Here is a 25,376-nt window from a genome sequence, read left to right on the forward strand (position 1 = left end):
CAGGCTTATGCAGCGCCTAGCAACTCGTCCAGGCATGACAGCGCGTCTTCGATCAACTCATCCAGATGCATCTTCCCACGAAAGCTCTCGGCATAGAGCTTATAGAGCGGCTCGGTGCCGCTCGGGCGCACCGCAAACCAGCCGTTGGCGGTAGTCACCTTGATACCGCCAATGGGGGCTTGGTTGCCGGGGGCGCTGGCCAAGACTTGCGCTACCGGGTCACCGGCGAGCCGCTCAATGCTCAGGTTCCCCACGTCCAGTGCCTTGAAGGCCTGCTGTTGCTCGCGACTGCAGGGGGTGTCCACCCGACGGTAATGTGGCTCCCCATGGCGAGCCACCAGCGCCTGGTAGCGCTCGCTGGGACGCTGCCCGGTGACGGCCATCATCTCCGCCGCCAGCAAGCAGAGAAGGATACCATCCTTGTCGGTGGACCAGGGCCGTCCCTTGCGGGTCAGGAAGCTGGCCCCGGCGCTCTCCTCGCCGCCGAAGGCCAGCCAGCCCTGGTGCAGGCCGTCGACGAACCACTTGAAGCCCACCGGGACCTCGTAGAGCTCGCGACCGTGCTCGGCCACCACCCGGTCGATCAGCGACGATGACACCAGGGTCTTGCCGATCTTCAATGTCTCACCCCACTCGGGGCGCTGGGTGAGCAGATAGCCGATAGCAACCGCCAGGTAGTGGTTGGGGTTCATCAGGCCCCCGGCATCGACGATACCATGCCGGTCGGCGTCCGGGTCGTTGCCGAAGGCCAGGTCGAAGTCGTCCTTGCGTTCCAGCAGCTTGGCCATGGCGGCAGCGCTGGAGCAGTCCATGCGGATCTTGCCGTCATGGTCCGGCGGCATAAAGGCAAAGCTCTCGTCGAGCTGGGTATTGACCACCGCGAGGTTCAAATCATAGCGCTCGGCGATGGCCTGCCACACCGGTAAGGCCGTGCCGCCCATGGGGTCGGCGGCAAGCCTCAGGGTTGAGGCGGCAATGGCGGCCATATCCACCACCTCGCCCAAGGACTCGACATAGTCGCCCAGCATATCATGGCGCACCGCCTGGGCCAGGGCGGCCTCCAGGCTGACCCGCTCCACCGACGCCAGGCCCTCGGCCAGCAACTGATTGGCATAGTGCTCGATCCAGCCGGTGGCCTCGGTATCCGCGGGCCCGCCATGGGGCAGGTTGTACTTGATGCCGCCATCCTCGGGGGGATTATGCGACGGCGTGATAATCAGGCCATCGGCCAGCTCGCTATCCCGACCATGGTTATGGCGCAGGATGGCATGGCTCACCAGAGGCGTGGCAGTCAGCGGCGAGTCGCGCTCGATACGCACCTCCACGCCGTTGCCCACCAGCACCCTCAGCGCCGTTTCCCAGGCCGGCCGGGACAGCGCATGGCTGTCCCGGCCCAGGAACAACGGTCCGCTGATGCCCGCCTGGCGGCGGTAGTCCACCACCGCCTGGGTAATGGCCAGGATATGCTCACGGTTGAAAGAGCCTGCTTCAGACCGGCCACGGTGGCCCGAGGTACCGAAGCTGACGGCCTGGGCCGGATGGGTCGGATCGGGTGTCAGGTCGTGGAAGGCACGAATGGCATCCTGCATACAGACTCTGTCCTTTTGGTGTGACTCAAGAGTACTACTCAAGCCGATATATCCAATAGCAACGCCGTCGCGTCGTCATGGCACTTGAGCCATGGAAATCGCTCCCCTTCGGGATCCTGCCGCTCAAGCTCCCTGAGCCGAGACAGCAGAGCAGCGAGCGTGTTTTCGTCTCCCTGGGGACTCAGCAAGCGGGCCGGCGAAGCTATGGACCCAATACCAGCATGGCGACGACAGCGGTCAGGACCTGGCCTCCTTGCAGGGCATCGACCACAACGAAAACGCCGGCCTGTTGGTGGTGAATGAAGCCGAGCTGTTCCAGCGTATTACCCCGAGAGTGATACAGCCGCCGCGTCGCTGGCCCAACGCGAAACAGATCGAACTCCATGTGGTGCTGCCCCAGGGGGACCAGGCCGATATCCTCTCGGAGTCGTTGCTGGTCAACCTGATTCTCTATCGACTGCGGCGCCCGGCCGGACGGCCCTAGCCTGGCGCCGCACCACTCAGTCGCTGCCGAATAGCTCGCGGGTGTAGACCTTAGCTATCTTCATAATCGTCACAGCACCCGCTTGACCAGTTGTGCCACCAGCTCCTGCTGGGTGTACTCGGCGCTCTTCAGGGCCACTTCTGCCTTCAGCGGCACTTCATAGGGACTGCTGATGCCCGTGAAGTCCTTGATCTTGCCTTCGCGTGCCTTCTGGTAGAGTCCTTTCGGATCGCGTTCTTCGCAGACATCCAGAGGCGCGTCCACATGGACCTCGATAAAATTCCCTTCACCGAACAGCGCACGTGCTGCATCGCGATCCTTGCGGAACGGCGAGATGAAAGCGGTGATGACGATGATGCCGGCCTCGGCGAACAGGCGGGCCACTTCGCCTACGCGGCGGATATTCTCGGCACGATCTTCCTCACTCATGCCGAGGTCCTTGCATAGGCCGTGGCGTACGTTGTCACCATCCAACAACATGGTGTGATAACCGCGACGGTTGAGCTCCACTTCCAGTGCGTTAGCCAGCGAGGATTTCCCAGCACCGGAAAGGCCGGTGAACCAGACACACTTACCCTCGTGGCCGTTGAGCTGTTCACGCATGGCCTGGGTAACGCTGGTGCGGTTCCACACCACGTTGGCCTTGCTGTCGTGCTCACGGAACTCGTAGGGCAGCTCGCTATCCAGCAACTGGTGGATCATGCCGGCGCCCACGGTCACGTTCGTGAGTCGGTCGATGATGATAAAGCTGCCGGTGCCGGGGCTGCTGCGGTAGTCATCGATAGGCACCGGCGCGGTCAGCTCTACGTGACAACGCGCGATGGCATTGAGGTCCAGATCGTCGGCGTGGCGATGCTCCAGGGTATTGACGTCCACCTGGTAATCGATAGCGGTGACCTTGCCGGCGGCATCACGGGTCGCCAATTTCAGATCGTAGAGCTTGCCGGGCTCCATCGGCGTCTCGTGCATCCAGACGATATCCGCCTCGAAGCTATTGGCCAGCGGCACTTCATCCGTTTCCGCCACCAGCCAATCACCCCGGGAAATATCGATCTCGTCCTCCAGGGTCACGGTGATCGCCTGGCCAGGATAGGCCACCTCCAGGTCGCCATCCTGGGTGACGATGCGTGCCACCGTGGAGCGCTTGCCGGAGGGCAGCACCTGAATGGCCTGGCCGGGACGCAGGATGCCGGCGGCCAGGGTGCCGCAGTAGCCGCGGAAATCCAGGTTGGGGCGATTGACGTACTGCACCGGCAGGCGCAGGTCGGTGAGGTTCTGGTCCCGGGAGATCTCCACGCCCTCGAGCAGCTCGAGCAGCGCCGGGCCGTCGTACCAGGGCATCGCCTCGCTCTGGTTGACCACGTTATCGCCCTTCAGCGCCGAGATCGGCACGAAGCGGATATCCCGGGCCTTCAGTTTCTCGGCCACCTGCTGGTACTCGGCGACGATCTCGTGGAAGCGCTGCTCGGCGAAGTCCACCAGGTCCATCTTGTTGATCGCCACCACCAGGTGCTGGATGCCCAGCAGGTCGGCGATAAAGCTGTGGCGCCGGGTCTGGGTCTGCACCCCGTAACGGGCGTCGATCAGGATGATGGCGAGGCTCGCGGTGGAGGCCCCGGTGGCCATGTTGCGGGTGTACTGCTCGTGGCCCGGGGTGTCGGCGATGATGAACTTGCGCTTGTCGGTGGAGAAGAAGCGATAGGCCACGTCGATGGTAATGCCCTGCTCGCGCTCCGACTGCAGGCCGTCCACCAGCAGCGCCAGGTCCACCTCCTCGCCGGTGGTACCGCTGGTCTTGGAGGCCTGGGTAATGGCCGCCAGTTGATCCTCGTAGATCATCTTGGAGTCGTGGAGCAGCCGGCCGATCAGCGTCGACTTGCCGTCATCCACGCTGCCGCAGGTGATAAAGCGCAGCAGATCTTTTTGCTCATGCTCTTTCAGATAGGCTTCGATGTTGTCTGAGATCAAGTCCGAGGCGTGTGCCATTTCTCGTCCCTTAGCTGGAAGCTGGAAGCTTGAAGCGGGAAGAACCCCCAACCCCGTTAGCTACCCAGCCGATTCATTCGATGATGAGCTTGCCGATCAGCCCCGAGAGCATGGCGGCAATCTCCCTTGTTTCCTGTATCCATCGGTTTCCATTGGCCTTCTCGATGTAGCCGATATCGATACCGATGTAGATCTGTGTTCTCAGTTCAGCGCATAAGCCCTTGGCGATCAGCAAGAAGTGCCGTTTGTCCTTGGCCGTGCCACGCGTCATGCCCTCTGCAATGTTGCTGGGTACCGAAAGCCCTGAGCGAGTGATTTGATCCTTGAAGCCGAAATCCCTGAGATCTCGCATCGCCTTGTAGAGCTCGGCCGATAGCCTGGCCGACCGCTTCCACACCTGAAGCTTCTCGAAGTCCATATCCCGCCCCTCCCTTATTCAGTCATGCCTACAAGGTAGGCCAGGGGTAGAAAGGCGTTTCTCTTCCAGCTTCCAGGCGCGAAGCGCCGCTCTTCGAGCTTCCAGCTTTCTAACGCGCCTCCGGCACGTTAGAAATAGCCTTCGCGCTTCTTCTTTTCCATCGACCCCGCCTGATCGTGATCGATGGCGCGGCCGCTACGCTCGGAGGTACGGGTCAGCAGCATCTCCTGGATGATCTCCGGCAGGGTCGCGGCCTGGGACTCCACCGCCCCGGTGAGGGGATAGCAGCCCAGGGTACGGAAGCGCACCCATTTCTCCTCGGGCACCTCGCCCGGCTCCAGGGGCAGGCGCTCATCATCCACCATGATCTGCATGCCGTCGCGCTCCACCACCGGACGCGGCGCGGCGTAGTAGAGGGGCACGATGGGAATCTGCTCCAGGTAGATGTACTGCCAGATATCCAGCTCGGTCCAGTTGGAGAGCGGGAAAACGCGGATCGACTCGCCCTTGTTGACCTTGCCGTTGAAGAGGTTCCATAGCTCCGGGCGCTGGTTCTTGGGATCCCAGCGGTGGAACTTGTCACGGAAGGAGTAGACCCGCTCCTTGGCGCGACTGGCCTCCTCGTCGCGGCGGGCGCCGCCGAAGGCGGCATCGAAGCCGTACTTGTCCAGGGCCTGCTTGAGGGCCTGGGTCTTCATGGTATCGGTGTACTTGGCGCTGCCGTGATCGAAGGGGTTGATATTGGCCGCCCGCCCCTCCTCGTTGGTATGCACCAGCAATTCCATACCCGCCTCTTCCGCCATGCGGTTACGGAAGGCGATCATCTCGCGGAACTTCCAGGTGGTGTCCACGTGCATCAGCGGGAAGGGAGGCGTGCCGGGATAGAAGGCCTTGCGCGCCAGATGCAGCATCACCGAGGAGTCCTTGCCGATGGAATACATCATCACCGGGTTGCGGAACTCGGCGGCGACTTCACGGATGATATGAATCGACTCGGCTTCGAGTTGCTTGAGATGGGTCTGACGTTCGTGGGTAATTTCCATAGCTTACATACCGGATAGTTCAAATTCGGGCTGTGGATAGCCCACGGTTCAGCTCTTGAGGCTCGTACGCAACGCCATTTCCCAGCGATCATCGCGCTGACCACAGGCGATAAAGAACGGATTGAGTACACTGTCCTGCTGATTGCAGCGTAGCGGCTCCAGGGTGTGGGCGTTGAGGACTTCACCGCCGGCGGCGGTCACCACTGCCTGGGCGGCGGCCGTATCCCACTCACTGGTCGGTGCCAAACGCGGGTAGAGATCAGCCTTGCCTTCGGCCACCAGGCAGAGCTTGAGCGAGCTGCCCATGGAGACACGCTCATTATTCGGCAACTCGGCGCAGAAGGCCTCAAACTCCGCCGAGCCATGGGAGCGGCTTCCCACCACCGCCCAGGGATGTCGTGCGGGATCGGGTAGTTGACGTGTGGCAATCGGGTGACTAGGGCCATCACCCTCCTGTTTCCAGGCCCCCTTCCCGCTCTGGCCAACCCAGGTCGTGTCGAGGACGGGAGCGTGCACGATACCGAACACCGGCACGCCCTGTTCGATCAGCGCCACGTTGAGGGTGAACTCACCATTCTTCTTGATGAACTCCTTGGTACCATCCAGTGGGTCGATCAGCCAGTAGCGCTGCCAGGCCTGGCGAGTCCCGTAGGGGATCTCGCCGGACTCTTCGGAGAGGATCGGCACACCTGGGGCCTCGGCCTCGAGCAACGCCACCAAGGCGTGGTGCGACGCCATGTCCGCTTCGGTCAGCGGGCTCTTGTCATCTTTGGTTTCGATCTCAAAGTCACGCTCATAGATCGCCAGCACCTCGCGGCCAGCGGCATACACGCCCTCGATCAGTCGGGTGCGCCTGTCTTCCGTCACAAATTCTGTCAATGAAAGCTCCTTGATATAGCTGCGAGCCTAGCTTACCTCGCATGGCTCGTTATTCTCAGCTCGCGACTAAAAATTCCAAATCATGGGAATAAGCCCCACTGCGGTGGTGCCTACGAGCAGGCTCAAAGGGGTACCGAGTCGCACATAATCGGTAAAACGATAGCCGCCGGGGCCGAGCACCATCAGGTTGGTTTGGTAACCCAGCGGAGTCATGAAGCTGGCCGAAGCAGCAAACATGATGGCGATGGCAAAGGGCAGAAAGTTGACGCCCAACTGCTCGGCCACCGCCATGGCGATGGGAAACATCAGCACCGCCGCTGCATTGTTCGTGATCAGCTCGGTGAAGATCACCGTTATCAGGTAGACCAAAGCCAAGGCTGCCCAAGGCGCCAGACCGTCGATCAACATTAGCCACAGAGCGATCTGCTGGGCTGCCCCCGTCTTGGCCATGGCCACACCCAGCGCAAAGGAAGCGGCGATCACGACCAGTACCGAGAGGTCGACATAACGTCGCGCCTTACTCGCCGGCACGCAGCGGGTCATCAGCATGGCGCCACCAGCCAGCAGCGCCGCTTCCAGGATGCTCAACAGGCCACTGGCGCTGATGGCCACCATGGCGCCCAAGATAGCCAAGGCGACAGGCGCCTTGCGAAAATCGGGAGGCGTCGAGTCGTTGAGGCCACTGACCAACAGGAAATCTTTACGATAGCGATATTGATCCACGAAATCCTGGGCGGTCTCCAGCAAGAGGGTATCGCCAACCTGGAGGCTGATGTCGCCTAATTTTCCCTGCATGCGCTTGCCATGGCGCGATATAGACAGGATTACCGCCTGGTAGCGGGAGCGGAAGCGCGACTGCCGCACGGTCTGGTTGAGCCCGGCGAAGTCGGGGCCAATCACCGCTTCCACCAGGCAGCGGCGGTGATGGGCGATATCCAACTTGTGCACGTCACCACCCGCCGGACGCAACCCATGGATGCGGCGCAGCTCCCGTGCACACTCGGGGGCACCGATGAATACCAGGATATCGCCTGCCTCCAGCTCGGTGTCCGGAGGCACGGCGGTAAGCAAGCGATCATGGCGCTCGATATCGGCCAGGTAGCCATAAGTCAGGTTCCGCAGGCCGGCCTCGGCGATGGTCTTTCCGACCAGCGGCCCCTTGACGTCCACGACCACCTCGACGGCATACTCGCGGGCCTGTTCGAGCTGCTCCAGGACTCCCTGACGATTCGGTAGCAAACGGTCGGCGAACATGTAAAGGAAAGCACCGCCTACCAGTACCAGTGGCACCCCCACCCACGCCAACGAGAACATTGCCAATTCAATCCCCTTCTCCGTCTGCAGCATGCCATCCACCACGAGATTGGTGCTGGTGCCGATCAGGGTGCAGGTACCTCCCATGATGGCGGCATAGCTCAGGGGTAGTAGCAGCTTGGAAGGTGGCAGCTTGAGTCGCGCGGCCCACTCCTGGATAGCCGGGATGAACATAGCCACCACGGTGGTGTTATTCATAAAGGCGCTCAGACCCGAAGCCGGCAGCAGAACCCGGAGCTGGGCCTGGCGCAACCGCTGAGGCTGACCCAGCAGACGATGGGCCAACCACAAGACGGCACCGGTCTCTTTCAGCCCTGCCGCTACCACATAAAGCGTGGCAATCGTCAGGACGCCAGGGTTCGAGAAACCAACCAAGGCATCCGCCGGCGTCAGGATACCGCTGACTATCAGGAAGGCCAGCGCCCCCATAAGGATGACGTCGGGAGCAATCCGCGTCAGGGCCAGAGACGCCAGCACAGACAGCACACTCAACAGGGTCAATGCCGCTTGCCAAGTCATGCCTTTTCCGCCCTTTGGCCACAACCGGGCTTGACTCCCAATAGACTGAGAACATTAGGTAACGGCAGGGTCCAGATACCCAAGCGACGCCATACGAAGAAGAGTGCCACCAAGTTCTGCACAACCAGCACGAATGCCAGTGCAAGAGCGGCACCCATAACACCGAATAGCGGAATCAGTACGAAGAACAGCCCTAGTCCCAAAGCATTACAGGTCAGGGCAATATTACGCATCAGGGCCTCGTGCCCCGTCATATTGAGCAGGAACCCCACCGACCCAGTGGCCACATTGACCAACTGTGCCAAGGCAATCATGCGTAACAATGGCACTGCCGCCTGGAACTCATTACCAAAGAAGCCCAGAACCCACCCTGGAAAAAACAAGCAGGCCAGTAGCAATGGCGCGGCCAGACACGCTCCTAGCACAGCCCCCTGACGAGCCAAACGCCCCATGGCCTGCACCTTGCCTTCGTGGTAAAGGCTGGCGAAGCGTGGAGGGATGATCGCATTCAGCACGATGAGTATGAAGCCTATCAGAACAGCGGTCTGTTGTGCGGTCTTGAACAGCCCCAACTCTGCGCTGTTCAACAACCAACCGGCGATCATGATGCCCAGCACCGACTGCATGAAAGTGGCCAGGCTCATCACGAAAAACGCTCGGGACGAGTCATCGAACTGTTGCCGCGTGGCCGGAGGAGATATTGCCTGGTTTAATCCCTGGCGTTGCCGCCAACGCCGCAGCTGCCAGGCACCTTGCAGCACAACCAACCAAGCGGCGACTGCATAAGCCCAACCAATGATGGGCAAACCAGCATCGGGCTTCAGCAAGTGCCAGCCCCATACCAGCACCGCAGCGACGAGAGCAACCGAACCATTTTCCAACAGACAGGCCGTGGCCGGTCTACGCCCCCCCTTGAAGAAGCCGGATAACAGGAACCCCAAGGTAAAGGCCGGAGTGGCTACGGCGATGCCAACTAATATTTCAGCCAGTCCATCGGCTTGGAAGATTCGCTCCATAAATCCCCGGACCAAGAAAATGATCCCCGCGGCTAGCACACTGAGAGCAAGCGCCTTGCGACATGCCCAGCGTAGGTAGGTCAACACATGGGGAGCCCCCGGCTCCTGACCTACATAGCGCATCAAGGCATTATCCATGCCATAACGCGCCAAGGTGCCGGCTCCCAGGATAATGCTCTGCGCCAGAGCAAAGACCCCTACGCCAACGGGACCATAGATACGGCCCAGCACCAGCACCAGTAGCAGTGCTCCCAACGCCGCAATGCCCCTTGCGATAAAGGTACGTCCCAGAGCGAGTGCCATTTCCCCCCTCAACCGAGAGCGCAATCGGATAGCCGCCGAAGAGATACGCATTAGCGGCATCACCCCGCAGCCGCCGCCATGACCTCATCCAGCACTCGGCAGGTCTTGTCGATCTCGGCGGAGGTCAGAGTGGGGTGACAAAGAAACATCAGGCTGGTCTCACCCAGCTCGTGGGCGACCGGCAACGGTTCTTCCGGTCGCCAACCCGGGTTCCCCGAGTAGCCATCGAAGGCTTTCTCCAGGTAGACCTCGGAGCAGGAGCCGGAGAAACAAGGCACCCCACGAGCGGCTATTTCGCTCATGACCCTGTCACGATTCCATTCCAGTTTGAGTTGTTCAGGTTCCACGAACACATAGCACTTGTAGGCGGCATGCTCGATATGCTCGGGAACCTCCGGCACCCGCAGCCCCTTGCACTCACTGGCTGTCTGCCAGATGCGCTGGGCATTAACCTGACGGGTGGCTTTCCATGCCGGCATGCGTGAAAGCTGGATACGCCCGATGGCAGACTGCATCTCGGTAAGCCGCCAGTTAGTGCCGAAGCTCTCGTGCAGCCAGCGGAAGCCCGGCGGGTGTTCACGCTCGTAGACGGCCTCCCAACTCTTGCCGTGATCCTTGTAGGCCCACATTCGGCGCCACAGGGCCTCATCGTTCGTGGTGACCATGCCGCCCTCGCCGCCGGTGGTCATGATCTTGTCCTGACAGAATGACCAGCAGCCCACATGGCCGATGCTGCCCACGCTGCGGCCCCGGTAGGTGGCGCCATGGGCCTGAGCACAATCCTCGATCACGTAAATCCCTTGTCGCTCGGCCAGCGCCATCAGCTCGTCCATCTCGCAGGGCCAGCCCGCCAGATGCACGGCGAGAATCGCCCGAGTGTTGGGGGTGATCTTCTCGGCCACCGTCTCAGCGGTAATGTTCTGGGAGTCTCGATCCACATCGACGAACATCGGCACCGCCCCGGCGGTAACGATGCTGGACGCCGAGGCCAGAAAGGTACGTGAGGTGACGATCACTTCGTCTTGCCCCCTGCCCTCGCCTTCGCCGATACCCAACCCCTTGAGGGCCAGGTCCAGCGCCGTGGTGCCATTGGCAACGGCGATGGCATGATCCGTTTGCGCGAAGGCCGCGAATTCACGCTCGAATTCACGGCCCTCGGTACCGGTCCAGTAGTTCACCTTATTGGAAAGCAGCACGCGCTGCACCGCCTGGGCTTCTTCCTCGGTAAAAGAAGGCCATGGGGAAAAGGGTCCATTCAGCATTGCATCACCAAAGTCTGTTAACGACAGCCGCTAGATAAAACAGAAGAGACTTAGCCCACAACCGTCTGCCAGATGTAACGCAGATCGGCAACTAAACTCCAGCTCCTGATATACTCGAGATTGATACGCACCTTATCGGGCCAGATAACATCACGATTATAGGCTTCGGGATCATCTGCTGCAGCCAACAGCTCTTCCTCATTCCGATACTTGAGCGTGGCCGGCCCCGTGATGCCGGGGCGAATGCTCAACAACTCTCGTTCTTCACCTTCCAACCTATCGGCGAAGCCAGGAACATCCGGCCTCGGCCCCACGAAGCTCATGTCGCCCCATAGCACGTTCCAAAGCTGCGGTAACTCGTCGATCTTTGTCTTGCGGAAGAAGGTTCCGAGAGATGTAATTCGGGGATCACCCGAGCGAGTCACCGTCGTCGTCACATCTTCGATGGGACGCATGGTCTTGATCTTGACGACGGTAAAATGCTTTCCATCCTTGCCAACCCGACGCTGAGTAAAGAAACCGTTGCTGCGCGTATCCACGCTAGCCGCGCCCCATGCCAAGGCAATCAGCCACCATGTCAACACCAAGCCAATAAAGGCCACAAGAGTATCGAAGGCACGCTTCAACAGCGCCTGCCGAAGACTCAGACCCTGTCGTTCAACCACGATAACCATAGCGCTCCAGCGTCTCTCCAACGAGTGATTCCAGGCGTTCGACTTCGCCGACATCAAGTGACTTTCGTCCCTTACCAACACTTCTACCGGAAACCCCGGATACAGCGGCAGCCAAAGTCGACTCGTTAACCTCAAGATCCAGGAAATTAGTCAAGCGACCCAGCTCTTGATCTGGCTGACGAACGAAATCCTCATATCGCACCCGGATGACCCGCTCCTCTGGTATCTTGGCGAAAGCTGCCTCAGCATTCTCGACACAGCGCTGCCACTGCAAGGCACAAACCTCATTGAGGGTGTGGCGCTTGAGGATGTCCTGCATACCATCCAATGCCGGTCCCCAGAAAGCCAAGCGCTGCTCACGAGAGATGAAACGGTAGACACGGCTCCACAAGTAGCGGCTAGCGTAATAAGGCAAATCTAGCGGAGGTACAAAGCGAACCTTCTCGAGGATATATGGAATATCCAGCTTAGCCTGCCAGCGCAGCTTAGCCGACCCTGTTGTATCCAGGCCGTCACGGTAGATATAGATGAACCTTGCACCCGGTACGGCGCGATCCACGAAGGGAACCCTCAGACTATTGGCACAAGTCTTCTCCACCACCGTATGTGCGTTATAACGCTTGGCAACCCACTCGAACTGCTTTTGCATATAGTGCTGCACCACCGGTGTCGCCCTTTCCTCCGGAATCTCATCTGAAGGAAAGCGTACATTCCCATGGCGCCAGAGGTAATTAATCTCGTCGCATGGCCAAGTGGCCACACCATCCAATTTGCAGAGTACATCCCGCAACATATTGGTACCACTGCGGGGTGCGCCAATGATAACTACATTATTGACCGTCACGCCTTATCCCTCTCTTCTTGTTGCAGAAGCAGTGCCACCCACTGCGCCAGAACGACCTCTTCCGAAAAGGCTTGCCTAGCCTTAGTCTCGGCCTTCTCTCGCATGCAGAGAGTACCCGTTGGCATATTGGCGAGTCTTTCCAGCAGTGACGCCAAGGCAGCACTATCGCCTGGTGGTACCGTATGACCATAGCCCCCCGTAACGACCTCGTATGCCAGTTCACTCTCGGGTTCAACGGCAACGATTAGCGGGCAGCCCTGCTCCAGATAAGTCATAGTCTTGCTGGGATAAGCATAACGATAGATATCGGCAGTAAGACTAACGAAGCCCGCATCGGCACGCTGCATCGCCGCCTTGGCAACTTCAACCGGCTGGTGCCCAACGAACCGGATTCGAGCACCAAGCTCAGCCGCCCTCCTCTGTAAAGCAGCCTTGGCCACGCCCTCACCCATCATCACGAACTCGATATCATCTCGTTCCTGTAGGCTTCCCATGGCCTCCACAACTGTCTCTAGCCCTTGGAAGCGCCCAATATTGCCGGCAAACAGCACCGTGAAAGCACCGGATGGCCAATCAAGTGGTAATTCGGCCGGTATTGGCCGTTCCGCAGGCAAGCTAAAGTTGTTCAGTACCCGTATCGAAAACTGTTTCCCACCGGGGCGTGCGCGCAAAGTGTTCGCCATATCCTGCGACAACACCACGACTGGATTGGCTTGACGACATGTCCATCGATCCAGCTTGCTTAATACGCGAAACACCAGTGGATTGGCGAACTCTCCGGATACTCTACCAACTTCTGGATGAATATCCATGCAGTGATAGATAAAACGAGCGCCGACAAGCCTGGCGGCTAGTGCCGCGGCGACGCCCCCCAGCACAGGGGGAGCCGTGGAGATCATGATCACGTCATAACGCCGCGTGATGGCTTTCCACAGCACCTTGGCCCCTAAACGCAAGGCATTCACGATCCGCACCAGCGGCCGTGCAGTCTCGTTCGGCAGCGTCAGGCGTCGTACGGCAATACCATCGACACGATCCCGTGCTGGGCGGTGCTCGTTATCGACCCCCGCTTTGTAAGAGGGTTGCGACGACAGAACCTCCACCTGATGCCCGGAAGCATGCCAAGCGCTCACAATCCGACGCAGCATAGCCGCATAAGGAGGCGTGTCAGGCCAGTAATACCGGTGAACAGCCAGTATCTTCAACGGCCGCGAAGAGCTGGTACCGAGGCTCTCAGCTCCAGTCATAGCGGCTGAACTCATCCATGTTACGCCAGCGGTTGGCTAGCTTGGCGGTGCCGGTGATCAGGCGCACCACGCGCTCTGAGGTATTACGCACCTGATAAGCCTCGGGCACCTCACGCTCGGTTTCAGAGAACACCTCCCGCGAGGCAGTGGCGATACGCACACCATCCAGCAGCCCTTCCTTACCGAGTCCGGTCAGCGCGATAGCACCGGTATCCAGTGCCTCGGGACGCTCGATGGAACGGCGCAATGTGACTGCCGGGAAGCCGAGAATCGAGGCCTCTTCACTGATCGTGCCGCTATCGGAGATGGCACAGTAGCTATGCATCTGGAGGTGGTTGTAATCCAGGAAACCGAACGGCTTGAGGAAGCGGATACCCTCGCCTCCTTCCGCCAGGCCCAGCTTTTCGAGGCGGTTACGCGTACGCGGGTGAGTGGAGACCACCACCGGATAACCGTAGTGCTCATGCAGTGCCTGCAGCGCCTGAACGACCTCGCGAAGATTCTCACGGCTATCGACATTCTCTTCGCGATGCACGCTGACAATGAAATACTTGCCCTGTTCCAGCTCCAGTGTTTCCAAGATCTTCGACTGTTCGATGCGGGGCAGCATATGCTCCAGCACCTCACGCATGGGTGAACCGGTGAGGTAAATGAAACGGTGCGAGAGCCCCTCACTGATCAGGTGGCGCCGAGCATGCTCGGTGTACACTAGGTTGAAGTCGGCCAGGTGGTCGACCAGCTTGCGGTTGATCTCCTCCGGCACGTTGGCGTCGAAGCTACGGTTCCCCGCCTCCATATGGTAGGTAGGAATTTTCATGCGCTTGGCCATCAGCGTGGCAATAGCACTATTGGTATCACCCAGCACTAGCACCGCGTCGGGCTTCTCTTCCAGCAGCACCTGCTCGGTCTTGATCAGAATCTCACCCAGGCTACGCCCCAGCGAGGAGGTGTCCACGTTGAGGAAATGATCCGGGCGGCGCACGCCCAATTCCTCGAAGAACACATCGTTAAGCTCATAATCGTAGTTCTGTCCGGTATGGACGATCTTGTGATCGACAACCTGGTCCAGGGCGGCCATTACACGCGACAGGCGAATAATCTCCGGGCGGGTACCCAGAATCGTCATGACTTTCATTGGCTAAGCACCGGTTCGAAGTAGGTATCCGGGTTTTCCGGGTCGAAGATCTCGTGACTCCAGAACATGGTCAGCAGCTCTTCGTCCCCGGTGTTGGTGATGCTATGGGTGTGTAAAGTCGGCATGTCCACATAGACAGGAGCGTCACCACTGACGTGGAATTCCTCGACCTTGTCATCCAACAGCCGGCGAATGCGGATCACCGCCTGGCCCTTGACCACCAGGAAGCGCTCGACCTTGTGGAAGTGGTAGTGGTTGCCTCGAGTAATACCGGGCTTGGTCGTGGAGAGAAATGCCTGGCCACCGTTGCGGTTCTTGACCCCTTCAAACAGCGCCCCTCGGTCATCACTGTGCAGGGTCAGTGTCTTGGGGTAGAAGCTCGGGTAGAGGAACGAGCGTAGCGTATTGAACAGCTGCAGGTCGAAAGGATCGCGCAGATCCGGAATAACGTCGCCGGTATAGCTCCGGTGCATGTCGATCAGCTTACCCGCTGCGCTGGCCACGCTCATCACCCGCCCCTCTAGACCCAGCTCGCCCGTGTGGCCACGTTCAAAGGCGCTAACGATCGCCGCGGCGATATCCTGAGCGTGTAGCAGCTCGAGCTGCCCGGTACCGTTGATGGCAAGCTCGCCATCGTTCGCCAGCTGATGACAGAAGGTATGAATCGCCGAGTTATAGTGCGGGCGGCCACCTTCGCCGAACACATGGGGCAGTACCAGCTCGGTATAGCGTGCAGCATGACGCTCGGCCCACTCCGCCATCACTCGATGAGCGGCCTGCTTGCCGCGGCCATAGGGAACGTCACGATCCCTCTGAATGCTATTGGCATAGAGCAGATGCGGCGTCAAAGAAACGCTCTCAAGGGTCTCCGTCAGCCGTTCTGCCAACTCACGGTTGCCCTGTTCTACTCGCTCATCGCTGTCGCGGTTGATACCAGCACAGTGGATGACACAGTCAGCACCTTCCAGAGCCGCAGCCAGCTTCTCGTCGTCTTGAAAGGCATACCGATCCAGCAGTACCAGGTTGCCACGATAAGCTTCCCGAGCGCGTAGATGCAGATGAACGTGCCGGCCAAGCAGCCCGTTGGCTCCGGTGATAACGATCTTCATTGAGTCTCCAGATGAGTTGGCAGGCGATTATTCAGGCGTCGAGCGCGTCGCGTACTTCCGGAAGCGTCAGCAACAGCTCCTTGAGCTCCTGCTTGTTGAGCTGATAGGTGTTGTGGGAGTGATAGTCCTCGGTGGAGGCCTCTTCCACGTCCCCCTCGGTGAAGTACTTTCCGTAATTGAGATCGCGGTCGTCGAAGCTGACGCGATAGTAGTCGCCCATATCCTCGGAGCGGCGTAGCTCCTCGCGGCTGGCCAGGGTCTCGTAGAGCTTCTCGCCGTGGCGCATGCCGATGACGCGCAACTCGTTATCGGCGTCGAACATCTCCAGTAAAGTCTCGGCCAGCAGCTTGACGGTACAGGCCGGCGCCTTCTTAATAAAGATGTCACCTTGGCGGGCATTTTCGAAGGCGAAGTTGACCAGCTCGATAGCATCCGGCAGCGAGAGCATAAAGCGGGTCATGCTTGGCTCAGTGATCGTCAGCGCCTTGCCTTCCTTGATCTGCTTGATAAAGAGTGGAATGACCGAGCCGCGAGAGCACATCACATTGCCATAGCGCACACAGGAGACAGTGGTTTCCCCCTCCCCCAACTGCCGGCTAGCCGCCTGGGCCGTCTTTTCCATCAGCGCCTTGGACATACCCATGGCATTGACCGGCATCACCGCCTTGTCGGTACTCAGGCAGACCACGCTCTTCACGCCGGCCTCGACGGCGGAGTCAATTACGTTTTGACTGCCCAATATATTGGTCTTTACCGCCTCCAGCGGGAAAAACTCACAGGACGGCACTTGCTTCAGCGCTGCGGCATGGAAAACGAGATCGACCCCACGCATCGCCTTGTCGACCGATTGCCGATCGCGCACGTCGCCAATATAGAACTTCAGCTCCGGCCGACCATAGGCGATACGCATCTCTTCCTGCTTGGCCTCGTCCCGACTCAGGATTCGGACCTCTTGGCAACCATGATCTATCAGGTAATTAGCCATGGTCTTGCCAAAAGAACCGGTACCACCGGTAATTAGAATTTTTTTACTCATTTACTATCATCACCTTCGCAACAGTCACAAAAAGCATTAAACAGCCAGCCAACTCTTATTAGCAATCAGAAAGAGAAAGCGTCTATGCCACTAAACCAACAGGTCTAAAATTAAAATATCAATCCAGCACGAGGAGCCAATTGTCTTTTTTGACTCCTGAAATAAAAAAGAGGTAAAACCTTGTTATAAAAAGCACGAATAACACAAGGGCAACAACGACCATATAATTATTCATTTTTCGAGAACATGTTGCCTCACCTTAATAATCATCAAGACTCTCCTATTACTAAACCATTTGACTGGCCTCAGGCCTAAGAAAGTAACACTCCAGCTAGACTGGCCTTACCAAGCCACTCACTGCTTCCCCCTTTGCCACTGCCACTAGGTAAAGAGAGATAGAGTGAAGCATCACACATAAACCACCTAATATTATAGGATTTCCTGCACCCACGATTGAGTAACCCATCAAGCCAAGCACAAACGAAAAGACCAAACCATTTTTCCCACGAAGCATCCCCAAAAAAGAAACTAAAAAAACATACACATAAGAAGCAAGCAATGGAGCGCTAAAAAAACCAAGCTTATGAATGATACTTAAATATGAAAGCTCAAATGCATAAGGAATATCTCCTCTCATGTAGCCAGAATCTAACCCAGCTCCTAAACCCGCACCAGAAAAAGAAACTTCCCCTAACAAATATCCGGCCTGCTCCATTCTTACTGAGTTGGAGCGCTCCCCACCTCCAAATGAGTAAACCAAGACATCATAAAAATAATAAACTGAACACGCCAAAATAGCGAAAAAAAAGACAACGACTAAAAAAAATACTAAATTAATCCTCCCTCTAACAACTTGATTACCAAGCGTGGAAATAAAAATCAGTGCACCGATAACCAACACGCCTAAAACAAAGCCTTTTGACATCGCTGGGACCACGAGAACAAACAAAGAAAAGAAGAGTAACAAGCTGGCACTCTTTATTCCATAAAGCATTAAAAATGGAGAGTATGAAGAATTGATTACTGAATACAAAGAAGCTGAAAAAACCGGAAAAGCAACAACATAACCTACCGAATAGACTGAACGAAGCTCTGAAATACTTTTAATCGCCGTCCAATCCACCCCCCCTATATTTCCATTATAGACACTAACCAAACCATATAGTAATTGTACAAAAAATGCCAAAAAAACCGCTCTCATAAGGAGCCAAGGGTCCGGCCTGATCAAGAAAAAAGAAAAAACAATCACATAAAACAACATTCCTAAAAAATTTCTAAAGATGTACTTTTCGGAAACTCCATTAAACGCGGCCACTAATGCCCCATAAGCCCAAGACAAAATTATAGCTGCCGCAAAAGAAAGTGCTATTGCACATTCTTTTTTCCTATAAAAAAAACGGCCTTCACCTATTACCGAAAACAGAAAAGAAAAAACAACAACTAATGCCATAAAAACATAAGATACTTCCCCGGGGAGAAAATAACTTGAGGAAGCCAGCGTTGCAAACACCAGGAAAACAATCAAATAGGAAGTATTAATTTTTTTTACGGGCATGAAAATATCTTCCAGTAAAAAACCTCCTTGAGATGGAGGTGAGAATCATAACAAAGAAGTAAAGTCGTGTCCTCAATACTTTAAACAACGACCTTCGCCTTTTCGGCGTTGCGTTATTGTCATGAATCCTATGATAAAGGCTTTCTTTTTTGAGATGAGTAATACCACCATTGAACAAGGAGTTTATTGCTAGCCATATATCATGTGACTCTACAAACCTTGGAAAGGGGATTAAGGCATCCTTTATCTCACTCCTAAAGGCCATACAACAACCATAATACGGTATATCCCCCTTAATTATTCCAAAAAGAGCGCTATGAAAGTTATAAAACTCAGGAAGCTTTCTTTTGTTTTCTTTTGCCTTAAACACACTACCGGAAAAAATATAGAAATTTGTTGCAACAGTGGGGGCTGGGCTAGACATCAAGGTTTCTAACATATCTAAAAGCCGTCCCTCAACCCAAATATCATCTTGGTCTGCAAGAAAAACAAACTCTCCTTGAGCACGACTAATGGCTTTCTCAAACGTCCTTACATGCCCAATATTTTTTTTATTATTTATTAAAAAAACCCTATCGTCTTTAATTGACTCCACCTTATCTCTAGTAGAATCTGTCGATGCATCATCTACTATTATCAGCTCGTCTCTATCCCCCATCTGGTCCAAGACAGATCTAACTTGCTCGAATATATATTCTTCGCCATTATAAGCAGCAATGCAAACACTAACTCTAACCTTCAAAGCTATCTCCTGGCTATAATTTCAACAAGATTTCTAACCCAATATCTCATTTTGTTCAAGGGCTTTTTTGTAAACAGCAAACCAGGACTTTTAATCGCTCTCTTAATGGATATAAAGACATCACCTATTAGTGCGAGAAACTTTTTCCTTGAGAGGTCTTGTTTATCCTTAACAATTAGCGACGCGTTAATTATAGCTGACTCATCTTTAGCCATGTTGACAAACGACGCTATTTTCTTTACAGCTTCCTCTGGTTCCGAAACGAGATCCGAGTAATAAATTTTTATCTTATCACCTCCATGATTTTCATAAAAATCACTGCATGCCTTATCGTATATTTCTTTTAGATTTAACCCTTCTGCAACATCAATACCATTACGTGTATGTAGAGAGCGTGCGACATCCGCACCATCTCTCAGACAATAGACCACTTTAAAATCACATAACAAATCCTGTATCGCAGGGAGAAGAACAGATGTTCTAGGCTCCTTAAATCCCCAAAACCCACTTCTGTCGCTAATTTCATCTAAATACAAATTATAGATGAGCTCGGAGTTCTCTAAAACCTCCCGTTGGCTTGGAGGATTATCCCAGCTTTTATTTATCCTTGAAAATATCAAGCTATTCAGCTCATAAAACCGTAAGTCTTCGTAATGCCCATCGACGTTTGAAGCGCTACTTGGCAAAAGTGACTCACCCATATTACACCCTAGCTGCTCAAGAATCTTGGCAACTATAGATGTCCCACTCCTATGCATACCGATAACAACTATTCTCACAACACAACCTCAAACTCAAACAGCGTCATAGAAATCTACTAAAACCAGGGGAGTCGTAAAAACCTAGTTCGCATAATTATCTGGTAAACACACATCATCTTTGACCGCTTTTACTTACGCCCTATCTCGCCATTGAAATACACCTTTTCCTAGGTGACTCAACGCAAACCTAAAGATCAGACAAATTCTTTGTCGCCTGGCGGCAGTAGAATTTACAGGGAGCTTAGCAAGTACAACGCATAGTGGACAATACAACTTAGCTTTCCAAAAATCTGTACTGGCGGACACTGCCAGGATTTCAGCACAGACCCACGCGTGATGATGGCCTGCTTATGCAGCTTGCTGCCCATGAGGCTGCTTCCGCATGAATATCTTCAGAAGACTCTTTGCTACCATAAGAGGTAGGCTCACATAGCTTATTTTATCATCTATGCCCCTACACTATAAGATCAAGCCACTCTTTGGCAAGTCACATGGCCAAGCCTGAAAAACTTCAATCGAAGTACTCCGCATCACGGAAGAACAAAGCCTTTCCATCCTTAGAGGAAATCAAAGGCTTTCCCTGGAGTGGCCAATCAATGTCCAGTTTAGGGTCATCCCAGAGAATGCTAGCCTCACAGTCGGGAGCATAGAAATTGGTACACTTGTACTCAAACTCGGCCTCATCGCTAGTCACCAGAAACCCGTGTGCGAAACCGGGGGGAATCCAGAGTTGGTGTTTGTTGTCGGCAGACAGATACTCGCCGACCCATTGGCCGAAGGTAGCTGAACCTTGGCGGATATCCACAGCCACGTCGAAGACCTCCCCCACGGTGACGCGCACTAACTTGCCCTGGGCATGTGGGGGCAACTGATAATGGAGGCCGCGCAGGGTGCCCTTGACCGAGCGACTATGGTTGTCTTGGACAAAGTTAACAGCGTGCCCGACAGCCTCGTCAAAAGCCTTTTGGTTATAACTCTCAAAGAAGAAACCACGCCGATCTTCGAAAATACGCGGCTTGATCAGCTTGACATCAGGGATGCCTGTAGAAATGACCTCCACCTCAGTCCTCCTGTTCGATTAGCCGCTTGAGATAGACCCCATAGCTGTTCTTCTTTAGTTCCTCAGCCTGTACCAACAGCTGCTCACGGTTGATATACCCCATCCGATAGGCCACCTCTTCCAGACAGGCCACTTTCAGGCCCTGACGCTTCTCCAAGGTCTCGATAAAGCCCGAGGCCTCGTGGAGCGAATCAAAGGTGCCGGTGTCAAGCCAAGCGTAGCCACGGCCAAGCAGCTCCACGTTAAGGTCACCGCGATCCAAGTAGGCCTGGTTGACGCTGGTTATCTCCAGCTCGCCGCGATGTGAAGGTTTCACCGCTTTGGCGATCTCGACCACGTCGTTGTCATAGAAGTAGAGACCGGTCACTGCGTAGTGAGACCTGGGCTTCTCGGGCTTCTCCTCGATGGAGATGGCACGCTGGTTCGCGTCGAACTCCACCACCCCGAAACGCTCCGGGTCGGTCACTCGATATCCAAACACCGTGGCACCGCTCTCCCGAGCGTTGGCAGCCTGCAGCAGCTTGGAGAGGCCAGGGCCATGATAGATGTTGTCGCCCAGCACCAGGCACACCGGCTCATCTCCGATGAACTGCTCGCCGATGATAAAGGCCTGGGCCAGGCCGTCAGGGCTCGGCTGCACAGCGTAGCTAAGCGAGATACCGAACTGGCTTCCATCGCCGAGCAGGCGCTGGAAGCCGGCCTGATCCTCGGGGGTGGTGATGATCAGGACTTCGCGAATACCCGCCAGCATAAGAACCGAGAGCGGGTAGTAGATCATGGGCTTGTCGTAGATCGGCAGCAGTTGCTTGGAGATACCCTTGGTGATGGGATACAGCCGGGTGCCGGAGCCGCCGGCGAGGATGATACCTTTACGTGCCATGGTTTTTCCTTTCCGTATTCGGTGTTCAGCCATCGTTTCGTGATGGATTCGCGCAGCAACGCCACGCTCCATCAGAGCCCCGTTCAGGGCTTTGCGTAGAGTTCCTGCAGGACTCGGGCTACGCCCTGCTGCCAGGGCGGCAGGCGCAGGCTGAAAGCCTTCTCGAGGCGAGTGGTGTCGAGCCGGGAGTTAAGCGGGCGCTGGGCCGGCGTTGGCCATTTAGCGGTGGGAATCGGCTTGATTCGCTCCGGTGTGGCCTGGACCTCAATGCCCTGCTTCTGCAGGCACTCAGCGATGAAGCTGGCATAGCCGTGCCAGTTGGTCTCACCTGCGGGTGCCAGGTGGTAGAGCCCTTCAATGTCGGCATCACCCAGGCCCTGAGCGATAGCGTGGGCGGTGACATCCGCAATCAGCTCGGCGCCGGTGGGGGTACCCAGCTGATCGTTAATGACCTGGAGAGCATCGCGCTCGCGCATCAGCCGGGCCATGGTGGCCAGGAAATTGACCCCACGCGAGGCATAAACCCAGCTGGTTCGAAAGATCAGGTGCCGGCAACCGCTTGCCTGGATATGGCGCTCCCCGGCGAGCTTGGTAGCACCATAGTGGTTAAGCGGCCCCACCGAATCACTTTCCTTCCATGGCGCCTCACCACTGCCGTCGAACACATAGTCAGTGGAGTAATGCACCAGCAGTGCATCCAGCGCCTTCGCCTCCTCCGCTAGTACGGCCGGCGCCTCGGTATTGACCCGCGTAGCCAGATCACGCTCTTCCTCGGCGCGGTCAACCGCGGTGTAGGCCGCAGCGTTGACGATCACCTGGGGCTTGAGCCCTCGAACCGTGTGACGCAGTCCGTCGAGGTCTGACAGGTCGCCGGTGAGGCCGTTGTGACCCTGGCGGTCCAAGTCGATGACGTTACCCAGCGGCGCCAGAGCACGCTGAAGCTCCCAACCTACCTGACCATTCTTGCCCAGGAGGAGGATGCAACGACTGGGAGTGTTCTGAGGCATTAAATCTCACCTTCCTTGAATATTGCTGGCCCTGGTGGCCGCCCTTGGGTCAGCCCCAGCGATCTGTGAGTGGGTCGGTGTTTTGGCCATTGGTTGCGCCATGCACACCGCCGGGGTCTGACCCGCGGCTATGCAATCCCCAGCCGTTCGCGCTGATATCTGCCGTCCTGCACTCGGCGGCACCACTCCTGGTTGTCCAGGTACCACTGTACCGTCTTGCGGATGCCTGACTCGAAGGTCTCTTTCGGGCGCCAGCCGAGATCGCGCTCAATCTTTCCAGCGTCGATAGCGTAGCGCAGGTCGTGGCCAGGGCGGTCTGCCACATAGGTGATCAGGTTTGCGTAAGGGGAGTGCTGCGTCGGGGCCAGCTCATCCAGCAGGGAGCAGATGGTTTTCACTACCTCAATGTTCTGCTTCTCATTGTGGCCGCCGATGTTGTAAGTCTCCCCTACCTCACCTTCCGTCACCACCTTATAAAGGGCGCAGGCGTGGTCTTCAACGTAGAGCCAGTCGCGGATCTGCTCCCCTTTACCGTAGATCGGCAGCGCCTTGCCTTCCAGGGCGTTGAGGATCATCAGCGGGATCAGCTTCTCGGGGAAGTGATAGGGCCCGTAATTATTGGAACAGTTGGTGATCAGGGCCGGCAGACCATAGGTTCGCTGCCAGGCCCGCACTAGATGATCCGAGCTGGCCTTGCTGGCCGAGTAGGGCGAACTTGGGGCGTAAGAAGTCTCTTCGCTAAACAGCCCCTCCGGCCCGTCCAGATCGCCATAAACCTCATCGGTGGAGATGTGGTGGAAGCGAAAGGCATCGCGACAGTCGGCATCCAGGCCGTTCCAGTAGGCACGGGAAACTTCCAGCAGAGTATAGGTGCCAAAGATATTGGTCTGGATAAATTCTGCCGGTCCATCGATGGAGCGGTCTACGTGGCTTTCGGCGGCCAAGTGCATCACGGCATCCGGTTGATACTTATCGAAGACCCGCTCGAGTTCTATGCGATCACAGATATCTACCTGTTCGAAGGCATAGCGCTCACTGTCTGCGACTTCGGAAAGAGACTCCAGATTCCCAGCATACGTCAGCTTGTCGACGTTGACCACGCTATCGGCGGTGTTCTGGATGATATGACGAATTACGGCCGAGCCGATAAAGCCCGCGCCGCCAGTGATCAGCAGTTTCATGAATAATCGTTACCAGAGTTAGTGGTAAGCTAAAAGGATAGCCCGACTTCAGTTCGAACTGGCAGCCGTACTACGCCGATACCCCTTCAGGCTTCTACCAAAGCAAGCGAGGAATACCAGTACTACACCAAGCATGCCGCCCAATATAAGAGAAAGCGCAAAAATCAGCGCATTACGCGGCTCACTCGGCTCTGCAGGCGGGAAGGCATATTCCACCACATCCACCACCCGCTCGGTGTGGTTGGGCTCCACGCCCTCATCCACGCCGTAGAGTTGTCCGCTAGAGAGGAGCTCGGCGACTCTCAGACGCTGCTCGAGCTGCTGTTGGGTTCCTCGTATCGATGAGTTACTCAAACCTTGGTCGATGGTTTCGCGCAGGGTATCCCGATCCGCTTCCAACGCTTGATAGCCCATAAAATAGAGGGGCAATGACCCATCGCCACTGATATCGGCGTAGATCACCTCGTTACCGGTGGTTTGGCGCCCAAACTGCTGAGGCGTGGTGGGCTTCTCGATCTCCAGGCGCCGGGCCACGGTGATGGCCTGCTCCAGGGTGAACAGGCGTTCCTCGCGGCTACGTTGAAGGGTCTCTTTCTGAAGATCGAGGTGAGTATTCAAGTTGGCGATCTGCGCTCGATTATAGTCATCGAAGCGGCTGCGCAGGGTTTCCCACACTTGCTCGGAGGTGGTGCGAATATAGTCGTTGAGAATCGTCTCGCCCTGCTCGCCCTGCGGGTAGCTGTAGCGAACGTTCAAAGCCAGGCTACCGTCCCGCTCCTCCGTTAGCCCGCTAACACTTAGGCGACCATTAAATACTCGCCCCAGATCGACACCTTCAGCCAGCTCGAAGCGGTCGCGATTCGCTTCGACATAGGCTTCGAAGTTCTGGAAGCTGGAGAGCCGATTGCCAAGCGCCCGGTACGCCTCTTCCGGCGTGATAGAGAAGCCGTCAGTCAGGCTAAAACCAGAGAAGTTGCTGCTGGACGCGGGTACGGCGCGGAAACTCGTCTCATAGGTGGGCGTGGTTACCGCGAGGTAGGCGAAGGCGGAAATCACGGCGACCACCACGGTGCCGACGATCCAGTACCAACCTTCTATCAGCATCAGCGCCAGGTCGCGCAGGTCGATTTCGTCGTCGTTTCCGTTGGGAACTTGTACTGGAGTGCTCATCGAGCAAGCCGTCCTCTTTGGCAGGTGGCAGGGCGTTCAGGCACGCTACCGCCCGGGGATTACACCGGACGCATTCCCATGCCCTAATACAGTCATAGATACCTTTGGCAGCGCCGATGCAAGGCAAGCGGCAATGACCCACGGTATCGTTTTCATTGTGAG

Annotated in this window: 23 protein-coding genes; 1 reads left to right on the plus strand and 22 read right to left on the minus strand. The window is 56.4% G+C overall.

Translation table 11 applies throughout. The features are described 5' to 3' along the window. Positions 1–5 precede the first annotated feature (5 nt). A complete protein-coding gene (locus tag ACQ1W9_RS10670; protein WP_431023353.1) occupies positions 6–1,589 on the minus strand; it encodes a phosphoglucomutase, alpha-D-glucose phosphate-specific in 1,584 nt (527 codons plus the stop codon). 253 nt (positions 1,590–1,842) lie between these two features. Here ACQ1W9_RS10670 and ACQ1W9_RS10675 point away from each other — a divergent pair, with 253 nt between their 5' ends. Beyond that, positions 1,843–2,073 (plus strand): hypothetical protein, encoded by a 231-nt coding sequence (locus ACQ1W9_RS10675; RefSeq protein ID WP_431023354.1) that lies wholly within the window; start codon positions 1,843–1,845, stop codon positions 2,071–2,073. 69 nt (positions 2,074–2,142) lie between these two features. Here ACQ1W9_RS10675 and cysN read toward each other — a convergent pair whose 3' ends face one another. From cysN to ACQ1W9_RS10780, 21 genes are all read right to left on the minus strand, one after another. Further along, on the minus strand, positions 2,143–4,059 hold the full coding sequence (cysN, locus tag ACQ1W9_RS10680; protein ID WP_431023355.1) for a sulfate adenylyltransferase subunit CysN: 1,917 nt from the start codon (positions 4,057–4,059) through the stop codon (positions 2,143–2,145). 73 nt (positions 4,060–4,132) lie between these two features. Beyond that, positions 4,133–4,477, minus strand: a complete 345-nt coding sequence (locus ACQ1W9_RS10685; RefSeq protein ID WP_431023356.1) for a four helix bundle protein — start codon at positions 4,475–4,477, stop codon at positions 4,133–4,135. Between the two features lie 128 nt (positions 4,478–4,605). Further along, a complete protein-coding gene (gene cysD / locus ACQ1W9_RS10690) occupies positions 4,606–5,520 on the minus strand; it encodes a sulfate adenylyltransferase subunit CysD (protein WP_431023357.1) in 915 nt (304 codons plus the stop codon). 48 nt (positions 5,521–5,568) lie between these two features. After that, positions 5,569–6,399, minus strand: coding sequence for a 3'(2'),5'-bisphosphate nucleotidase CysQ (gene cysQ, locus ACQ1W9_RS10695; protein ID WP_431023358.1), 831 nt, complete (start codon positions 6,397–6,399; stop codon positions 5,569–5,571). A gap of 66 nt (positions 6,400–6,465) precedes the next feature. Then, positions 6,466–8,232, minus strand: coding sequence for an SLC13 family permease (locus tag ACQ1W9_RS10700; protein ID WP_431023359.1), 1,767 nt, complete (start codon positions 8,230–8,232; stop codon positions 6,466–6,468). Continuing rightward, complete coding sequence (locus ACQ1W9_RS10705) at positions 8,229–9,551, minus strand: lipopolysaccharide biosynthesis protein (RefSeq protein ID WP_431023360.1); 1,323 nt, start codon at positions 9,549–9,551, stop codon at positions 8,229–8,231. The genes ACQ1W9_RS10700 and ACQ1W9_RS10705 overlap by 4 nt, the downstream gene beginning before the upstream one ends. Positions 9,552–9,610: 59 nt before the next feature. Next, positions 9,611–10,813, minus strand: a complete 1,203-nt coding sequence (locus ACQ1W9_RS10710) for a DegT/DnrJ/EryC1/StrS family aminotransferase (RefSeq protein ID WP_431023361.1) — start codon at positions 10,811–10,813, stop codon at positions 9,611–9,613. A 50-nt stretch (positions 10,814–10,863) separates the two neighbouring features. After that, entirely contained in the window at positions 10,864–11,487 is a 624-nt protein-coding gene (locus ACQ1W9_RS10715; protein WP_431023362.1) for a sugar transferase, read from the minus strand. Beyond that, a complete protein-coding gene (locus tag ACQ1W9_RS10720) occupies positions 11,471–12,331 on the minus strand; it encodes a sulfotransferase family protein (RefSeq protein WP_431023363.1) in 861 nt (286 codons plus the stop codon). The genes ACQ1W9_RS10715 and ACQ1W9_RS10720 overlap by 17 nt, the downstream gene beginning before the upstream one ends. Beyond that, complete coding sequence (locus tag ACQ1W9_RS10725; protein ID WP_431023364.1) at positions 12,328–13,578, minus strand: glycosyltransferase family 4 protein; 1,251 nt, start codon at positions 13,576–13,578, stop codon at positions 12,328–12,330. The genes ACQ1W9_RS10720 and ACQ1W9_RS10725 overlap by 4 nt, the downstream gene beginning before the upstream one ends. Further along, positions 13,565–14,704 carry a non-hydrolyzing UDP-N-acetylglucosamine 2-epimerase gene (gene wecB, locus ACQ1W9_RS10730; protein ID WP_431023365.1) on the minus strand — a complete coding sequence of 380 codons (1,140 nt, stop codon included), beginning with the start codon at positions 14,702–14,704 and terminating at the stop codon, positions 13,565–13,567. Before wecB ends, ACQ1W9_RS10725 begins: the two co-directional genes overlap by 14 nt. A gap of 5 nt (positions 14,705–14,709) precedes the next feature. After that, a complete protein-coding gene (locus ACQ1W9_RS10735) occupies positions 14,710–15,822 on the minus strand; it encodes an NAD-dependent epimerase/dehydratase family protein (protein ID WP_431023366.1) in 1,113 nt (370 codons plus the stop codon). 31 nt (positions 15,823–15,853) lie between these two features. Continuing rightward, positions 15,854–16,858, minus strand: a complete 1,005-nt coding sequence (locus ACQ1W9_RS10740) for an SDR family NAD(P)-dependent oxidoreductase (RefSeq protein WP_431023367.1) — start codon at positions 16,856–16,858, stop codon at positions 15,854–15,856. 331 nt (positions 16,859–17,189) lie between these two features. Next, positions 17,190–18,413, minus strand: coding sequence for a hypothetical protein (locus ACQ1W9_RS10745; RefSeq protein ID WP_431023368.1), 1,224 nt, complete (start codon positions 18,411–18,413; stop codon positions 17,190–17,192). Continuing rightward, on the minus strand, positions 18,394–19,155 hold the full coding sequence (locus ACQ1W9_RS10750; RefSeq protein ID WP_431023369.1) for a glycosyltransferase: 762 nt from the start codon (positions 19,153–19,155) through the stop codon (positions 18,394–18,396). The genes ACQ1W9_RS10745 and ACQ1W9_RS10750 overlap by 20 nt, the downstream gene beginning before the upstream one ends. A 2-nt stretch (positions 19,156–19,157) precedes the next feature. Continuing rightward, positions 19,158–19,934, minus strand: a complete 777-nt coding sequence (locus ACQ1W9_RS10755) for a sulfotransferase (protein WP_431023370.1) — start codon at positions 19,932–19,934, stop codon at positions 19,158–19,160. A 493-nt stretch (positions 19,935–20,427) separates the two neighbouring features. Next, positions 20,428–20,976, minus strand: a complete 549-nt coding sequence (gene rfbC, locus ACQ1W9_RS10760; RefSeq protein ID WP_431023371.1) for a dTDP-4-dehydrorhamnose 3,5-epimerase — start codon at positions 20,974–20,976, stop codon at positions 20,428–20,430. 1 nt (position 20,977) lies between these two features. Beyond that, positions 20,978–21,856 carry a glucose-1-phosphate thymidylyltransferase RfbA gene (gene rfbA, locus ACQ1W9_RS10765; RefSeq protein WP_431023372.1) on the minus strand — a complete coding sequence of 293 codons (879 nt, stop codon included), beginning with the start codon at positions 21,854–21,856 and terminating at the stop codon, positions 20,978–20,980. Between the two features lie 83 nt (positions 21,857–21,939). Further along, the gene (gene rfbD / locus ACQ1W9_RS10770; RefSeq protein ID WP_431023373.1) at positions 21,940–22,863 is read right to left on the minus strand and encodes a dTDP-4-dehydrorhamnose reductase; all 924 of its coding nucleotides are present in this window, start codon (positions 22,861–22,863) and stop codon (positions 21,940–21,942) included. A gap of 128 nt (positions 22,864–22,991) precedes the next feature. After that, the gene (gene rfbB, locus ACQ1W9_RS10775; RefSeq protein ID WP_431023374.1) at positions 22,992–24,044 is read right to left on the minus strand and encodes a dTDP-glucose 4,6-dehydratase; all 1,053 of its coding nucleotides are present in this window, start codon (positions 24,042–24,044) and stop codon (positions 22,992–22,994) included. Between the two features lie 48 nt (positions 24,045–24,092). After that, positions 24,093–25,214, minus strand: coding sequence for a Wzz/FepE/Etk N-terminal domain-containing protein (locus ACQ1W9_RS10780; RefSeq protein ID WP_431023375.1), 1,122 nt, complete (start codon positions 25,212–25,214; stop codon positions 24,093–24,095). Between the last annotated feature and the right edge of the window lie 162 nt (positions 25,215–25,376).

Source organism: Halomonas sp. H5 (genome assembly GCF_050613175.1).
GTDB lineage: Bacteria > Pseudomonadota > Gammaproteobacteria > Pseudomonadales > Halomonadaceae > Bisbaumannia > Bisbaumannia salifodinae.

Coding starts and splice junctions, on each gene's coding strand:
- ACQ1W9_RS10670 (WP_431023353.1), bottom strand. CDS start 1,589: ATGCAGGATGCCATTCGTGCCTTCCACGACCTGACACCCGATCCGACC.
- cysN (WP_431023355.1), bottom strand. CDS start 4,059: ATGGCACACGCCTCGGACTTGATCTCAGACAACATCGAAGCCTATCTG.
- ACQ1W9_RS10685 (WP_431023356.1), bottom strand. CDS start 4,477: ATGGACTTCGAGAAGCTTCAGGTGTGGAAGCGGTCGGCCAGGCTATCG.
- cysD (WP_431023357.1), bottom strand. CDS start 5,520: ATGGAAATTACCCACGAACGTCAGACCCATCTCAAGCAACTCGAAGCC.
- ACQ1W9_RS10700 (WP_431023359.1), bottom strand. CDS start 8,232: ATGACTTGGCAAGCGGCATTGACCCTGTTGAGTGTGCTGTCTGTGCTG.
- ACQ1W9_RS10705 (WP_431023360.1), bottom strand. CDS start 9,551: ATGGCACTCGCTCTGGGACGTACCTTTATCGCAAGGGGCATTGCGGCG.
- ACQ1W9_RS10710 (WP_431023361.1), bottom strand. CDS start 10,813: ATGCTGAATGGACCCTTTTCCCCATGGCCTTCTTTTACCGAGGAAGAA.
- ACQ1W9_RS10715 (WP_431023362.1), bottom strand. CDS start 11,487: ATGGTTATCGTGGTTGAACGACAGGGTCTGAGTCTTCGGCAGGCGCTG.
- ACQ1W9_RS10725 (WP_431023364.1), bottom strand. CDS start 13,578: ATGACTGGAGCTGAGAGCCTCGGTACCAGCTCTTCGCGGCCGTTGAAG.
- wecB (WP_431023365.1), bottom strand. CDS start 14,704: ATGACGATTCTGGGTACCCGCCCGGAGATTATTCGCCTGTCGCGTGTA.
- ACQ1W9_RS10735 (WP_431023366.1), bottom strand. CDS start 15,822: ATGAAGATCGTTATCACCGGAGCCAACGGGCTGCTTGGCCGGCACGTT.
- ACQ1W9_RS10740 (WP_431023367.1), bottom strand. CDS start 16,858: ATGAGTAAAAAAATTCTAATTACCGGTGGTACCGGTTCTTTTGGCAAG.
- ACQ1W9_RS10745 (WP_431023368.1), bottom strand. CDS start 18,413: ATGCCCGTAAAAAAAATTAATACTTCCTATTTGATTGTTTTCCTGGTG.
- rfbA (WP_431023372.1), bottom strand. CDS start 21,856: ATGGCACGTAAAGGTATCATCCTCGCCGGCGGCTCCGGCACCCGGCTG.
- rfbD (WP_431023373.1), bottom strand. CDS start 22,863: ATGCCTCAGAACACTCCCAGTCGTTGCATCCTCCTCCTGGGCAAGAAT.
- rfbB (WP_431023374.1), bottom strand. CDS start 24,044: ATGAAACTGCTGATCACTGGCGGCGCGGGCTTTATCGGCTCGGCCGTA.
- ACQ1W9_RS10780 (WP_431023375.1), bottom strand. CDS start 25,214: ATGAGCACTCCAGTACAAGTTCCCAACGGAAACGACGACGAAATCGAC.